12 protein-coding genes are annotated in these 15535 nt (G+C 57.9%); 6 read left to right on the top strand and 6 right to left on the bottom strand.

The features are described 5' to 3' along the window. Nucleotides 1-7 precede the first annotated feature (7 nt). The gene (locus E1N14_RS19025) at nucleotides 8-1900 is read right to left on the bottom strand and encodes an alkaline phosphatase D family protein (protein WP_062793879.1); all 1893 of its coding nucleotides are present in this window, start codon (nucleotides 1898-1900) and stop codon (nucleotides 8-10) included. 225 nt (nucleotides 1901-2125) lie between these two features. On the opposite strand from E1N14_RS19025, the gene E1N14_RS19020 reads away from it, so the two are divergent. After that, nucleotides 2126-3418: an ATP-binding protein gene (locus E1N14_RS19020; protein ID WP_371873755.1), complete on the top strand. Its 1293-nt coding sequence runs from the start codon at nucleotides 2126-2128 to the stop codon at nucleotides 3416-3418. Further along, entirely contained in the window at nucleotides 3415-3945 is a 531-nt protein-coding gene (locus E1N14_RS19015; RefSeq protein WP_025010206.1) for a response regulator transcription factor, read from the top strand. Before E1N14_RS19020 ends, E1N14_RS19015 begins: the two co-directional genes overlap by 4 nt. A gap of 118 nt (nucleotides 3946-4063) precedes the next feature. Here E1N14_RS19015 and E1N14_RS19010 read toward each other — a convergent pair whose 3' ends face one another. Further along, nucleotides 4064-6109 carry a TonB-dependent receptor gene (locus E1N14_RS19010; RefSeq protein ID WP_062793880.1) on the bottom strand — a complete coding sequence of 682 codons (2046 nt, stop codon included), beginning with the start codon at nucleotides 6107-6109 and terminating at the stop codon, nucleotides 4064-4066. Between the two features lie 106 nt (nucleotides 6110-6215). Further along, nucleotides 6216-6833 carry a response regulator transcription factor gene (locus tag E1N14_RS19005; RefSeq protein WP_263858744.1) on the bottom strand — a complete coding sequence of 206 codons (618 nt, stop codon included), beginning with the start codon at nucleotides 6831-6833 and terminating at the stop codon, nucleotides 6216-6218. 236 nt (nucleotides 6834-7069) lie between these two features. Between E1N14_RS19005 and E1N14_RS19000 the strand changes: the two genes are divergently transcribed. After that, entirely contained in the window at nucleotides 7070-8854 is a 1785-nt protein-coding gene (locus E1N14_RS19000; RefSeq protein WP_152134835.1) for a sensor histidine kinase, read from the top strand. A gap of 47 nt (nucleotides 8855-8901) precedes the next feature. Here the strand turns inward: E1N14_RS19000 and E1N14_RS18995 are convergent, their stop codons facing one another. Next, entirely contained in the window at nucleotides 8902-9813 is a 912-nt protein-coding gene (locus tag E1N14_RS18995; protein ID WP_025010203.1) for a LysR family transcriptional regulator, read from the bottom strand. Nucleotides 9814-9932: 119 nt separating this feature from the next. Between E1N14_RS18995 and E1N14_RS18990 the strand changes: the two genes are divergently transcribed. From E1N14_RS18990 to E1N14_RS18980, 3 genes are read left to right on the top strand one after another with little or no spacing between them, the layout of a single operon-like run. Further along, nucleotides 9933-11039 carry an alkene reductase gene (locus E1N14_RS18990; RefSeq protein WP_044735272.1) on the top strand — a complete coding sequence of 369 codons (1107 nt, stop codon included), beginning with the start codon at nucleotides 9933-9935 and terminating at the stop codon, nucleotides 11037-11039. Further along, the gene (locus E1N14_RS18985) at nucleotides 11036-11617 is read left to right on the top strand and encodes an ester cyclase (RefSeq protein ID WP_081782904.1); all 582 of its coding nucleotides are present in this window, start codon (nucleotides 11036-11038) and stop codon (nucleotides 11615-11617) included. The genes E1N14_RS18990 and E1N14_RS18985 overlap by 4 nt, the downstream gene beginning before the upstream one ends. A gap of 12 nt (nucleotides 11618-11629) precedes the next feature. Then, nucleotides 11630-12640, top strand: coding sequence for a polysaccharide deacetylase family protein (locus E1N14_RS18980; RefSeq protein ID WP_025010201.1), 1011 nt, complete (start codon nucleotides 11630-11632; stop codon nucleotides 12638-12640). A gap of 88 nt (nucleotides 12641-12728) precedes the next feature. Here E1N14_RS18980 and E1N14_RS18975 read toward each other — a convergent pair whose 3' ends face one another. After that, on the bottom strand, nucleotides 12729-13871 hold the full coding sequence (locus E1N14_RS18975) for a putative sulfate/molybdate transporter (RefSeq protein WP_025010200.1): 1143 nt from the start codon (nucleotides 13869-13871) through the stop codon (nucleotides 12729-12731). A 261-nt stretch (nucleotides 13872-14132) separates the two neighbouring features. Then, complete coding sequence (locus E1N14_RS18970) at nucleotides 14133-15533, bottom strand: tetrathionate reductase family octaheme c-type cytochrome (RefSeq protein ID WP_025010199.1); 1401 nt, start codon at nucleotides 15531-15533, stop codon at nucleotides 14133-14135. Nucleotides 15534-15535 lie beyond the last annotated feature (2 nt).

The following is a 15535-nucleotide window of genomic DNA, read 5'->3' as shown; positions in this document are numbered from 1 at the left end:
GCCTTTGTCAGTCGCGGCTCTCTTTGGGCGCTTGAAACTCGGTCAGGCTCATATCGGCATGCAGTACGGCTATCCGCTGGGGGGCGCCGTTTTCTGCCAGTTCCAGGAGGCCGATACCGCTTTGGTTGACCAGGCGTTTGCTGCGTTCCCCATTGGGGCGGCGGCCGCGGATCGACATACGTTTGCGTTTGGTCAGCAGATTGAGCGGCGAGAAATGACCATAGAGCCAGCCGTTGAGCTTATCAAACACAGGCAGCAGCTTTTCCGGGAACTGATTTTTGATGCCGCTGGCGGTGATCTGGTAGATGTTGGGACTGGCACGGCGAAAGCGGATCCCTATGTCATAAGCAAAGGAGTAATGCACATCGCCGGAGAGGATCACAAACTCCTGCGGGGTACGTCTGTGCATGAAGATCGACAACAGGGCGTTGGCGGCGCCAGGGTGCGCCATCCAGTTTTCGGCGTCCACCAGCAGCGAAGCTCCGATCAGGGTGGCCGTGCGCTGCACCGCCTCAATCAGTTTGACCCCGAAAATCGGTGCCGCCGACACTATGATGACCTTATCCTGCCCCAGCAGTGCCTGCTGAAGATCCATCAGCGCCTCCCAATCCATCAACCCGGAAGGCTTGGCCAGGTTGGATTCGCTGCGCCAGCGGCGGGTACGGGTATCCAGTACCACCATTCTGGGTTGAGTATCCAGGGTGTAGTGCCAGTTCTCACACTTGAGCAGCTTGTCTATCAGGGCATCCTGGCGCTCACTGTCGGCCAGATAGAGGCCGCTCAGCTCTTCGAAAAAGTCGGTAAACCTCTTGGGTTGATTGCCGAGAGCCTGAAACAGGGTGTAACCCAGCAAGGCATTGCCTATGATGCGCTTGGAGAAGGCGTGGCCATAGGCGGCCTCTTCCCAGCGGGCCGTCAGGTTCCAGTCGTCGGTAATGTCATGATCGTCGAAAATCATATAGGTAGGCAGATGCGCCAAAAGGCGCCTAACCTTGCCAAGGCCAGCCTTGAACTCCAACAGATGTTGCCACTGGGCCTGCCACTCCTGTGCCCGTTTACCGCTCAGCCCGGGCAACTGTTGCGGCAGTTCCAGTTGCTGCCACAGTTCCGGCGACCAGATTAAAAGATACAGGGCAGTAACTTCGGCGAAGCTCAGCAGATGGTTTTCTGCCATCGAGGAGGTAAAGATGGGGTGGTTGATATACCAGCGCCAGAGTGCAGTCTTGGCCGGATACTGGGTACGGGGCAAGAGCTGTTTCGGCCGCAGGTAGAGGGAGTCTGGGCCATAATCTATCTGCGCCGAGTCTTTGAGCGGGGCGTCACTAAAGTTCTCCTGTTTCAGCCCCAGCAGCGCTATTACCTGGGCAATAGCCACCAGGGTGGGGCCAGCCACGTCATCGACATAGAGCTGATCGCCGCTCAACATCAGCAGCGCCGGTCGCTCTGCCGGGGCATTGTTTTGCTCCAGCTGAGTATCGGCCGCCACCAGTGCGTCGCCGCTGTGATGATGCGGGTTGCGACAAGAGCCGTGCAGCAAACGATCCAGCCTGGGCTGCAGCACCAGTTCGGGGGTGGATTTATCCGGATAACACAGGCCTTCGATATCGGCGAACAGCGACTGACCATCGGCATCTTCCAAGCTGTAACCCACGGCTTGCCCTTGGGGCAGCAATCCGGGAACCTCCAGGTGCAGCAGATACTGCCAGGCATGTTCACCCAGTTGTACTCTGTGCACTTGTTCTTCATTCAGCGGCAAGGGCGCCGATTTGTGACTCAACTTAAGCGTCAATTGCGGGCTCAACGGCTTGCTGCTGACCCACCAGAGGGTGAAATGGTCCCGGTCGCAGTGGCGCAATATCGGGCCGGCCAGGATCAGCGGCAAAGAAGAGGAAGTGGTCATCGGCGGGTTCTGCAGCCTCTCAGGAATGAAAAAAGGTGAATCCACAGGGTAAACAAGTGCTTTGGCTTTGAAAAGTCCCTAAAATGTGAAGCCTTGTTAATGATGTAAAGCAGCTGTGCCAAGGCGATAGCGGCAGGCATTGATATCCCTGAGTCTTGTGACACCACAGCCAACTTGGCATATCTGCCGCCTCAATGCCTTTGCAGGTTTTCGGATAATAGACGAATGAAAAGCACCCGGATGGGAATGGATGGCATATTTGGTCGAACCGGTGGCCTGGCGGCGGCCGATCAACTGGCGTTGCTGCGGGTTTTGGGGTTGCTGCTGCAACTGGGGCTGACCCTGCTCGGCAGCGATGCCTTTGGCCTGACGCTGCAGCCTGAACCCTTGTGGTGGGTGTTTGGGCTGGAAAGCGCCTATCTGGCCTTGACCCTGTGGCTGCGTCATCCCCTCTATCGCCAGAGTGCCGGTATCTTTATCGCCCTGTTGCTGGATACCCTGTTTTGGATCTCCTGGCTGTGGTTTTCCGGTGGGGCCACAAATGCCTTTATTTCGCTGCTGCTGGTGCCGATTGCGCTGGCGGCGGTCACCTTGCCCGCCTGGGGCAGTTGGAGCCTGGCGGCGCTGTCGACCCTGGCCTACAGCCTGATGATCTTGAGCTTGCCGGAAGGGCATATGCGCCATCACGGCATGGATATGAGCTCTCACTTCCTGGGGATGTGGCTTAACTTTGTGGTATCGGCACTGGTGTTGACCACCAGTGTCGCTCTGATAAGCCGTCGTCTGCGGCGCCAGGATACCGAGCTTGGTTGGCTGAGGGAAAATCAGCTGCGGCAGGAACAACTGCTGGCGTTGGGCACAGCTTCGGCGCAGATGGCACACCAGTTGGCAACGCCGCTGGCGAGCCTGAGATTACTGCTGGATGAAGCCATGGAAGAGGGCCTGGATGCCGAGGCGCAGGCGCAAATGGGCCAGGCGCTGTCCCGCTGTGAAGTCACTCTCAATGAACTGCGCCGCGCCACCGAATCGATTCGTGAACGTCGCCGCCAGGCCGTGACATTGGCGGCACTGGGGCAAAATATGCGCCAGCAACTCATGCTGTTGATGCCCGAGGTGGATTTCAGTCTCACCCTGCCTGCTGGCCTGACTGAACGTGAAATTATCACAGATGCCAGTCTATTGCCGGCGCTGCTGGCGCTGGTGGATAACGCCGCCAAGGCCAGCCTCAACAATACAGGCGAGCCCAAGGTTGAAATTGGCTTCGACTCCCTAGGTGACACTCGGCTTGAAATTAACATCAAGGATTATGGCCGCGGCATAGAGGCGCATCTCTTGGGCGAGCTTGGGCTGATGCCGGTGGCGAGCCGCACAGGTATGGGGGTTGCCGTGCTCTTGAGTCACGCCAGCCTGGAGAAGCTGGGGGGCGAGCTGGTGTTGCACAACGGCCCACAGGGCTGTGAGGCGCGTATCAGTCTGCCCTTATTGCCGGTTTCTGCCGGTAAAGGAGATGCGGCATGAAGCGGTTATTGATAGTTGAAGATGACCTGGCGCTGGCAGCCATTCTGAAGCGGCGTATGCAGCGGCATGATTTCGAGTGCTGCCATGCCGAAGATGCCAGCCAAGCACTGCTCAGCGCCCGTAGCTGGCAACCGAGCCATGTGCTGCTGGATATGAAATTGGCGCAAAGCAACGGCCTCAACCTGATAGTGCCGCTGCGAGCCAGCTTGCCCAAGGCCTGTATTGTGCTGCTAACAGGCTTTGCCAGCATAGCCACTGCGGTGGAGGCGGTGAAACTGGGGGCAGACAACTATCTGGCCAAGCCGGCCGACACCCGAACACTGCTGGCGGCACTCAAAGTCGAGCCTAAATCCCACACGGCTTCATCCCTACCTGATGAAACCCCGCTGCACCCCAAGCGCTTGGAGTGGGAACATATTCAGCAGGTACTCAATGCCAATAAGGGCAATGTCTCGGCCACCGCCCGCCAATTGGGAATGCATCGCCGCACCCTGCAACGCAAGCTGGCCAAGAAGCCTGTTGCTTAAAAAAATCCCGGCCTTTCGAGACGAGAAAAGGCCGGGGCAGGTTCAATTGCAGTGGAAATCTCAACGGCCTGCGGGAGCACGGTGAGGATGAACCCTTAAGCGGGCAACCGGGGCGCCCTTAAAAACGGTACTCGCCCATGACCCAGGCGTTGAGACCGGGTTGTGGCAAGCGCTCGCCTACCGCGATATCACCGCCCATTACCCTGTTATAACCGGCGAGATGATCGACATATTCTCTGTCCAGCAGGTTATCGACCCCGGCCTTGAGCATAAAGCTGTCACCGCGGTAACCGGCCGCCAGATTCACCAAGCCGTAGCCTGCAGTTTCCTGCTCCAGCTGAGTGGCCGACACCTTATCCTGGGCGGCAACTGCTACTGTCTCCAGGCGGGCAAACCAGCTGCCCTGATCCCAGTTGAGTCCTAGAGTCAGGTTGGGCGGGGCGATACGGTAAAGCTTGTCTTCCACGTCGCGGCGCTCACCATAGGTATAGGCCGCCTGCAGATCCAGGCTCCACTGTTCATGCAACTGCCAGTGGGCGTTGACATCCATGCCGTAGAGCAGGGCATCGGTGTTACTGAATACCAAGGTGTTGGCATCGCCGGCGGCGATAACGGCAGGATCATCCGTGGGCAGGCCCTGAATATAGTTGTCTATCCTTTGGACAAATACCCTAGGGGTCAGGTTGAAATCCTGACGGTGTAAATCCAGCCCCAGCTCCAGTTGCCAGGCGGTTTCCAGCTCCAAGTCCATCTGGCCCACATAGGTTCGGCCATCGGCCAGGCCACCGGTGGACTGCATCGGCACCCAGAGATAGCGCTGTTGATAGCTGGCACTGGCCTGTTTACGCGCCAGGCCGATTATGGCATCCAGCTCACTGTCGATTTCAAAGCGGCCGTTGATCACCAAGTCCAGCCCGGTATCGTTTTGGCTGCGATCGGCCTGATTGAATCTGTCCATCAGGGTCTTGATTGCCGGTTTCATCGCCGCCATAGAGTGACTCACGGGATCGGCATCAAACCTGTAGTGTTTCACCCGGCTACCCAGTTGCCAGCTCCACCGGCCAAAATCCTGCTGCCATTGGGCGTAGAGGCTGTAAACACTGTCGTTGACACCGTTGAAGTTATCCACCCGGAACTTGCTGTTGCTGGGGTCTGTCACCACAGTGTCGTGTTCGGCATGGCGCCAATCCAAGCCAAATTCCCAGCTGTCTTTCGCCATTTGCCAATGGCCGTCGAAACTCTTGGAGTCGGCTATGGTGTAGCGCGGTGCCATGGTAGGCATTTTCATCCGTAGGCTGAAGTTGTCCATGCCGTGGCGGGCATCGCTGTAGCCCAGATGCCAGCGCGTTTGCCAATCGGCCAGCAGGTGCTCACCACTGAGCTTGAATCTGTCGGTGCGGATATAGTCGATATCCATCGGCAGCGCCGGGGTGGCGGCATCTTTGGTTTCCAGATGCTGGAACGAGAAGGCTATCGACTCATCATCGTCGTTGCTGTCGGCCAGGTTGAACCTGTATTCACCACCGAACACCTGCTTGTCGTAGACCCCTGGCAGCAGTCGGTGGTTATCGCCGCTCTCGGGCGCATCATTGCCCTTGAACAAGTCGCCATACAGCATGAGTGCCTGCCGCTCGCCGCCGAAGTTGCTCTTGACGCCGATGCGGCTCTGCTCGCCATTGTGCTGGTATTGGCCGCTGACCAGGCCGCTGACTTCATCGAAACGTGCCTGGGACTCCACTACCCGGATGCTGCCACCCAAGGTATCGACGCCGCTGGCGACCGGGGCTATGCCGCGATCCAGCTCTAACTGCTCAGTGATCACAGGTACGGCATAGCTCAAGGGGGTATCCATGGCGTTGGGACCTGCACCGGCCATGCTCATGCCGCCGACCTGGGTTTCGACTCTATCGCCAAAGAGGCCGCGATACTGGGCTATGCCGGTTAGTGGACCGTTACTGTTGACGTTGGCGCCGGGCAGTGACTTGAGCAGACCACTGATATCGGCCTTGGGCGCGGTGGCTTCTGGCGAGGTCTGCAGCACGCTGCTCTGTACGCTGCCGTGTACCACCAGCACTTCCATGGGAGAATCACTGGCTTTGGCGGCTGAGCCCAGACCGATTATTGGCAGTAAAGCCAGAGCGAGAGGAGAAGGTGAAAAGCGCATATCTTATTGATTTTGGTTGTTTTGAATGACCCATTTTGGGTCTTGTGCGCGGATGGGGCAAAGCTAAACAGCCAAAGTGCGACAAGCTGTCGCACCCGGGAGAGGGTCAAACCAAGGGGGTGAACTTAATCAGTTCGGCAATACTGTGAACACCAAGCTTTTTCATGATCTTGGCGCGATGTACTTCTATGGTTCGCAGTGACAGATAGAGAGCTTCGGACATCTGTTTATTGGTCATTCCCTGCACCAGCAGCTGCAATACCTGCTGCTCCCGCTCGGTCAGGGTGGCGTATTTCTGCTGCAGTTGCTGCTGTTCATGGGTCTTGAGGCTGTAGTCGAAGGCTTTTTCGATGGCGGCGGCCAGCGCCTTGCCGGCAACCGGTTTCTGGAAAAAGTCGCAGGCTCCCTGACGAAAGGCATCAACGGCCATCGGCAGATCGCCATGGCCGGTGAGAAAGATGATCCCCAAGGGGCTGTTGGCCTCCAATAATCTCTGCTGTACCTGTTGGCCGGTGAGTTCCGGCATGCGGCTGTCGAGGATTACGCAGCCAGGTGCCTCCAACTCGGCGGCCTGGAGAAATGCCTGGCCGCTGTCAAAGGTTTGCAGCCGGTAACCGAATTGGCTCAGCATAAAGCCGAGTGAATCCCGGACGGCGGCATCGTCGTCCACCAAATAAAGCGCTGTGTCAGTCACATACTTGCCTCTCTCGGGTGAATAAGCCAATCCTAATCTTTGTCGCGACTGGGCTCAAACCCGGTTGTTGGCTTTTAGAGCCAGATCACTGAGGTGTTGGCCGACATTTGCCCTCCATCAAGTTATTTTTTTGCTGTCTGTATTAGCTTATCTTCATGGATGAAAGGGGAGTAGGAATGGCCAGAATATTAATCTTGATACTGTTGTTGGGGGCCGGGTGTGCTTCGGCTTCGGCGCAACTGTATGAACCGGCGACCGATGCCGAAATGGGTGACGAGCCCATAGAGGCTGTGTTTCGGGTCGGGGTACTGGCCAATCACGGGGTTGCCCAGGCAAAAGAGAGATGGCGCCCCATGATGCGTTATCTCAGCCAACAGCTGCCCGGCAATCGTTTCGAGGTGGAGCCGCTGACCTTTGATCAAATGAGCCAGCAACTGCTGGAGCACAGGATCCACTTTATTGTGACCAACCCGGGGCAGTATCTTAGCCTCAGCAGCAAGTTGCCCCTGTCCTGGCTGGCCACCATGCGCAGTCGCAAGCATCAGGGAACCACCTTTGCCATCAGCTCGGCGATCATAGTGCGGGCCGACAGCCCGGTGCGCAATATTGAGGAGCTACGTGGTGCCACTGTGGTGGCCAGCGATCCTCAGGCACTGGGGGGATATCAGGCGACTGTAGGCTTGCTGAATAAGCGTGGCTTTGCCGCCAAGCGTTTTTTCGGCGAGGTGCGTTTTCTGGGGTTTCCGCTGGAGCCTCTGGTTTACCAGGTGCGTGACCGCACAGTGGATGCCGCTATCACCCCCTTCTGTACCCTGGAAGAGATGGTGGAAACCGGCTTGGTGCAGCGCCAGGACTATCGGGTGATCAACGGCGTCAAGCCCGAGGGCTATGACTGTGAAACCAGCAGTGCCCTCTATCCCAACTGGTCATTTGCCGCCTCTGACCTGGTGCCCAGCCATATCACCCAGTCGGTGACCCGGGCGCTGTTCGACTTGCCTTCCGACTCTGAAGCGGCGATCAAGGCCGACACCATGGGCTGGACAGCTCCTATCAGTCAGCTCAAGGTGATCAAGCTGTATGAGGAGCTGGATCTCCACGGCGGCCCACCCCCTTTGTATGAAGCCGCCATCGACTGGGTACGCAAGAACAAAGAGTGGGGCGGAGCGCTGCTGTTACTGTTCCTGATCTCCACTCTCTACCACCTGTGGCTGGAGTACAAGTTCCGCCAGAAGAGCGAATTCTTGCTGGCAACAGAGCGACAACTGCGGGATAAAGAGTTGCAACTGGAACGAATGCAGAGTGCCGCTATTCTGGGCGAAATTGGTGCCGGGCTGGCGCATGAACTCAACCAGCCGATTGCCGCCATTACCCAATACAGCGAAGGCGCCATGATGGTGCTGGAGCAGCGCGCCGCCGAGGGCTGTGGTGAGCGCGCCGATGCCATGCGTGAGGTGCTGACCAAGATCAATAATCAGTCTATCCGCGCAGGAGCCGTGGTGCATCGTATTCGCGGCTTGTTGCGTCGGCGCCGGGCCGAATCTGAGCCTGTGGTGATAGAGTCGCTGCTCAGGGATGCACTGGCGCTGTTTCAGCGGCCGATGGAGCAGCAGGGGGTTGAGCTCAAAATAAGTCGTCGCGGGCCGGAGCGGCCATTGCTGGGAGATGCAGTGGGGCTGAGTCAGATGCTGGTTAACCTGCTGAAAAATGCCATGGATGCCCTGGATGCGGTATCGGGTAAACGGGAGATCCAACTCAAACTCGACTATCAGGCCGCGCCCCCAGCCGCCGGGACCAAGGGAGAGTGGTTGCTGTTGGAACTCTTGGATACAGGCACGGGGTTGAGCGCCTCGGCGGCGGAATTAATGCTGTCTTTCGCCACCACCAAGGAGGATGGTTTGGGGCTGGGATTGGCTATCTGCCGCGACGTGGTGACCCAGCATAATGGTCATCTGGAGCTGGAAAACCGCCGCGAGTACCGCGGCTGCCGAGTGCGAGTGTGGCTGCCTCTGGGGGCAACAGCCCTGAGCGAGAAAAAAGCCCTGAGCGAATAGAAAGCCCGGCGCTAATCCCGGCAACGTTGCGCAAGAATGGGCTAGGTTCAAATCAACGGAAAGCGCCGCTCAAATGTCTGAAACCTGTCGGCCAGAAAATCTATCACCCGCCGCACCTTGAAGCTGGGGTAGTCGGTATGCAGGTACAGGATTTGCAGCGGCACAGTTTCGCATTGCTGGGGCGAAAAAAGGTTAATCAGTCGTCCGGCATGCACATCTTCGGCGACATCCAACCAGCTCTTGAAGGCGATACCCTGGCCCTCCAGGGCCCAGTCGCGAATGACGGCGCCATCATTGGCTATTCGCCTGCCTTTCACCTCGACGGCCAATGGGTTACCGGCTTCCGTGAAGCCCCAGCGTTGCCAAGGTTCACCGCCACGATTGAGGATCAGCACCTTATGCTGGCTCAGTTCATGGGGCGTCTTGGGCCGACCATATTGGGCCAGATACTCAGGCGAGGCCACCGCCACCCTGTGCACATACAATAGATGCCGCCGCATCAGGCTTGAGTCGCTCAAATGGCCGTACCTCAGCGCCAGGTGAACATTCTGGCCGATGAGATCTGTCAGCTGATCGCCGAAGAAATACTGCAGTGACAACTCGGGCGCCCCGGCCATCAGTTGGTCCAGCCAGGGACGTATTAGGCTGCGGCCCAAGTCCGAAGGCAGTGCCAACCTGACTTCCCCTTTGAGCTCACCGCGGCTTTCCGCCAACGCCATGGCGGCGTTGTCCAAAAGCCCCATCGCCTGACGGGCGGCATCGACAAACACTTGTCCCTCTTCGGTGAGCTGCAGTCGCCGGGTTGAGCGGGCAAACAACTGGCTGCCCAGCTTCTTTTCCAGCCGCTGCAGCGCGGCACTGGCGGCGGCCGGGGTCATGCCCAGCTCGCGTCCGGCGGCAGACAGGCTCTGAAGTTCGGCCACCCGTAAGGCCAGTTGCAGATCATTGAGATGATACATTCAAAAATTATTTGAAAATAAGTTAAGTAATAGCCCAATTATCAATCAAGTTCGAAAGATAGACAATGAGCCTGTGAAGTGTTCCGGCGAGCTCGCCATTCAGTCATCAGGAGTTTCATATGTCACTGTTCGTTCCATATTCCCTCAAGGGATTGTATCTGTCCAATCGGGTGGTCATGGCCCCCATGACGCGTTCGCGCACCAGTCAACCGGGCAATATTCCCAATGCCATGATGGCGGAATACTACCGTCAGCGCGCCTCGGCAGGGCTTATCATCACAGAAGCCACCCAGATTTCCGACGACAGCCAGGGCTATTCCTTTACACCCGGGATCTACACCCAAGAGCAGCTGCAGGGGTGGCGTTTGGTTACCCGCGCCGTGCATGACGCCGGGGGACGAATCTTCAATCAGCTTTGGCATGTTGGCAGGGTGTCTCACCCCGTGTTCCAGAAGGGAGAAGCGCCGATAGCCCCTTCGGCCATAGCACCGACGGCGACTCAGGTGTGGGTTTCAAACGGCAGTGATGGCGGCCAGATGGTGGATTGTCCGGAACCCAGAGCCATGACCCAGGCTGATATTGACCGGGTTGTGAATGATTTTGCCAATGCCGCAGTCAATGCCGTTGAAGCGGGTTTTGATGGCATTGAGGTACATGGTGGCAACGGTTATCTGATCGATCAGTTTCTGCGGACCAACTCCAATAAGCGTAACGATGCTTACGGCGGCACTAAGGCCAACAGAGTGCGTTTCCTGCTGCAGGTGGTAGATGCCATCGCCGAACGCATAGGCCCGGAGCGGGTGGGGATTCGCCTGGCGCCCTATGTCACCTTTAAGGATATGGCTTGCCCGGAAATCGTCGACACCATACTCCTGGCGGCGGCCGAGCTTAACAAGCGAGGAGTCGCTTATCTGCACTTGTCTGAAGCCGATTGGGACGATGCGCCTGAGATTCCCGAAAGCTTTCGTCGCAGCCTGCGTCATGCCTTTCCAGGCTGCATCATAGTGGCCGGTCGCTACGATCTTGAGCGCGCCGAGACAGTATTGGAGCAAGGCTATGCCGATCTGGTGGCCTTTGGTCGCCCCTTTATCTCCAACCCGGATCTGCCCAAACGTTTACAGCTCGGTAAGCCGCTGGCGCCGCTCGGCACTGGCCCACTGTTTGGAGGCGGCGCCGAGGGATACACAGATTATCCGGCGTTGCAGCCTCTTGAGGTGGGTCAATGAAGCGGGAAAGCCCGGCGCTCAATGCGTCTCGGGCCTTGAGCCGCGCCGCTATTTGGCCGGCCTTGCTCTGTAGCGCTTTGGCCTTAAGTGCTGCATCAGTAGTGGCCAGACCGGCTGCTTTGGCAACAAACCTGCCTGTGCCCAAGGTTCTGGTGACAGATGGCAGTCAGGCTGAGGCCGAGATTGTTCAGGCGGCCCGTCTTTACGCCGCATTTTGGAACAGTGGCGATCCGGCCTTTGCCCGTGCAGCCCTGAGTGAACACTTTGTCGATCGTACGCTGCCAAGCGGGCGATCCCAGGGACTCGGCGGGGTATTACAGGCATCAGAGGGCTTCAGACAGGCGGTGCCGGATCTCAGTGCTGAGATTGAGCATCTCCTGGTGGCCGATGACTATGTCACTGTGCGTCTGAGGTTTCGTGGTCATTTCAGTGGCCAATTTGGCGAACAGCAGGGTCAGGGGCAGGCGATAAATTTTCAGGCGGTGGATCTCTACCGGGTTAAGCAAGGCCGTATTACAGACAACTGGCATCTGGAAGACTATCAGAGTCTTTTCTCCCAGATGAATCTCAAGCCTTAAGGAGCAAAGAGTATGCATTCACGCAGACAATTTTTAATGGCCGGTGGCGCTCTGGCTGCCGGTTTGGGTCTAAGTCAAACCGCCGTGGCCGCTGGTGGTATGAGCACGCCCATGTTGCTTCCAGGGGCAGCGGCCGCTGATGGCAAAAATAACCCAGCAGGCAAGCGCCATTTCTGGCCCAATGGTGAGCGCCTGGTTATCTCCATCTCAATGCAGTTTGAAGCGGGAGCCCAAGGGGCAAATGCCGAAGGGCCGTTTCCCCCCATGGAGCCGGGTTATGTTGATACCATCACGCCGACTTGGTACGCCTACGGCATGAATGAGGGGATCCCCCGGCTTTTGCGACTGTGGGACAAACACGGTATCAAGGTGACGTCGCACATGGTGGGGCGGGCTGCTGAACTGGCTCCTGAGCTTGCCAGAGCCGTGGCCGAGCATGGTCATGAGATCTCCGGCCATGGTCAGAGTTGGACGCCGCAGTACAGCATGAGTGAAGCCGAAGAGCGCGGCTCCTATGAGCAGAGTATTGCCACTCTGGAGCGGATCACCGGCCAGCGGCCGTTGGGGTTCAACGCCTTTTGGATGCGGCATACCCCCAAGACGCTGGAGATACTGCAGCAGCTCGGTTTTATCTATCACATAGATGATCTGGGCCGCGACGAGCCGTCGCTGATCCCTGTCAAAGGAAAGCCGTTTGCCGTGGTGCCCTATAGCCTGCGCAACAACGATATAGGCCGCTTCGGCGGCAATACAGCCATGACAGCCGCGGCCTTCCTGCAGGAACTCAAGGATGAATTTGACTGCCTTTATCTCGAAGGGGCAGACCGCAGACGCATGATGTCCATCAGTGTTCACGACAGGATAGGCGGTGCCCCCGGAATCGTCAGCGCACTCAATTCCTTCCTCGAGTATGCCAAGTCTCATGCAGATGTCGGTTTTATGCGTAAGGATGAGATTGCCAGGTGGGCCTTGAGCCAAAACGATGTGCCGCTTAATCCGCCGCGACGCTTCCCGGCAGGCTAGGTGGCCCTGCAGATAACGCCTGCCATCGACTCTAAAGCCACCATCCCGGGCTCAGTTTGAACCGGGATGGTGGCTTTGTGGATTGAGATCAGCGCAGTGCGCTTAGGGTTTGCCACTGACGGCGGCCGAATTCCAGCACCACACCTACAGCCAGACCGGCGGCGGCATTGACGGCCAGGCTCACCACAGCGGTCGCCAGGATAACAAAGATACAGAAAGGCTTACCGTCCAAGAGGCGTTTGGACCAGGCCAACTGCAAGCCGGCGGTGGACAGCAGACTACCGAGAATAGCCAGCGGAATAAGGCTCAGCAGCCAGGCCACGTTTTCCCCCCAGGAGAGGGCTATTAGCAGGCAACTGCCGCCGAAGATCAGCGGCGCCCACAGGCGGCGGGCACCGAAATGGTATTGCACCGCCAACCCACCGGCACCGTGGCACATGGCCGAAGCACCGAAGGGGCTCAGCAACAGATTGGCCAGGCCAGAGCTGGTGGCAAAGGCCTTGGGGCTGAAACGCTTGCTGTCTTCGGGGAACTTCTCTTTGGCCATTACTGAGGTGGCGATAACGGCATTGGTCAAAGTCAACGCCAGTTGCGGCAGCACCAACAGGGTCGCCGCGGCGCCCCAGTCATTTAACTCGGGCCAGCTCAAGTGCCAAGGCGTGTTGTTGAACACAAAGCTGCTGTCGCTGCCGCCTTGCTGGTATTGCCACAGCATGCCGAGGGCGATCACCAAGGGCATGGCCAGATAGCGCAGCGGGATAAAGCGGGCAAAGAAAATCAGTGCGAAGGCGCCGAATCCCAGCACAGGCTCGTCGGCCATCATCTTGAAACCCATCCACAACAGCTGCAGCCCTATGGCCAGTTGGATACCGACACTGACAGCCTGGGATATTTGCCGCGACAGCCAACTGATGGCGCCGGAGGCCGCCAGTACCAGCAGTATTACTCCCATCAGCATGGCGCTGGCTTGCATCATGCCGGGTGTCAGCCCCTGGGCGATGACCAGGGCGGCAATCACCTTCATGGGTTGCACGGGAATGGGGCGGCGATAAAACAGGGCGGTGGCCAGGGCAAAGAGACCGAAACCGAGAAAAATGCCTTGGGGAGAAAACTGATTCAGGGCGATCAGCCCAAGCACCAGAGGGAGAAAGGTTCCCAGATCGGCAAAGGCGCCGCTGAGCTCACCCAGGGAGCGGTTTAATGAGGAAAAAGTCTTGCCGTTTGTTGTCATTGCACTTGCCACAGAAAAGGATGCCCAGACAACGCAAGAAAAATGCCATTTTTTGTAGGGAGTTGCATCACCAATGACCCGAATTTACCGTCATAGTCTAATTCAGTGTAGTGCCGCTTGGACACTTTGGCCCGATTCTGGGTCTAAATGTCTTTTTTGGGGATAAGTGGCATCTCGTTTGGATAGTAACAGATGAGAGTGACCGGCTCCCGGGAGGCAGGGAGATACGGGAGCCGGTCTTCAGGGCTTGCCTGAATCTGCTCAGCGGGCGTGGCGGACGCCGCCTTTGTGCTTCATGGGGTCGCCCTCATAGCCCAGCGCCTGCCAGTCGAGGCGGTCACCGCCGTTGTGGCAGTCAGCGCACTTGAGCGCTTCACTCTTGGGCGAGACCATGTGGTTGATACGCCACCACATTTCGGTTTGGGCAAAGCCGTACTGGCCGCTGTAGCTGATGCCCTTGGCCTGCATGGGCTCACTGGCGGCCATCCCTAAGCGAATCGCCTTATCCCAGTCAAACTCAGACCAGAAACCGCCCTTGCCATAGGTCTTGGGATTGAGCAGCACCTTGTTGACCTTGTCGTACACCTGCTTGCCTGTGTGCACCTTGAAGGGGTAGATCTTCGCCTTGGGATCCTGAATGTCACCCAGGGGGAAGGTCAGACGGGTGACCTGCTCGGGATCCATCTTGTCACCGGCCATATAGGCATCGGCACGGCCGTTGTACCAGGCGTAGCTGGGCTTGACCATCTTGCCCCAAACGAAGCTGCCCTTTTTCTTGGCGTAGCTGTGACGACCATATTGATCCAGGCTCTCTTCCCTGTCTTCACCGGCAGTTGACCAGTCCCAGTGCAGCTTGGTGGGTTCATGGCGGGCAAAGAAGGGAATGTGGCAGGTCTGACAGGCCACAGTGGCTGCGTGCTTGTTCAACTGTTTGTTGCCATGTGGTGCACCGTCGTGGCAATTGTCACAGCCGATATGATCTTCACCACCTGGGGACACACCCATGGCGTTACCGCTGATCATATGCTTCTGGGTGGTGTGGCAGTCCTGACACTGGAAGTCGTTGCCATCGCTGTCCATATGCACATCCGTGGCCTTGTCCGGGTAGGCCATGGAAGAGTCGAGGTCGCCATGCTTGACCGCATCTCCGCCGCCACCATAGAAGTGGCAGCTGCCGCAGTTATCCCGCACCGGCTTGCCGACATTCTGGGCGACCCGCAGCAGATCCACCGTCTTGAATACCTCTCCGGCCGCGACGGGATCTTTAACATAGGTGCCCGTGGTGTCATGGCACACCAGGCAGTCCACCTTGGTCTTGTCCTTGAAGTCGAAGCTGTTGTCTTTCCAGCCGTAACCGGCATGGCAGCCGGTACAGCGTGGTTCGTTACCGGCGATGGAAACACAGAAGTTGTTGATGGAGTTTTTCTTGCCCCGTTTGACTGTGCGTCCGGGCAGTTCCTGCCCCAGCTCCCAGGTCCAGTGGGATGACAGCATAAAGTCATCGGCGTCCTTTTCATGGCACTCAAGACAGGCCTGGGTCACTTCCGAGCCTGTGTTGAAGGGGCCCTTGAGCACCTCTTTGTGGGGGCCGCCGGCCTGGGCTGGGCTCAGGAGGCCGAGCCAGAGTGCCGTGGCTATAAATGGCAGATAAAATGTTTTCATCT

The organism is Shewanella algae (genome assembly GCF_009183365.2).
Classification (GTDB): domain Bacteria; phylum Pseudomonadota; class Gammaproteobacteria; order Enterobacterales; family Shewanellaceae; genus Shewanella; species Shewanella algae.
Note: the sequence above shows the minus strand (reverse complement) of the source record. Positions and strands in the feature narration are given on the sequence as shown.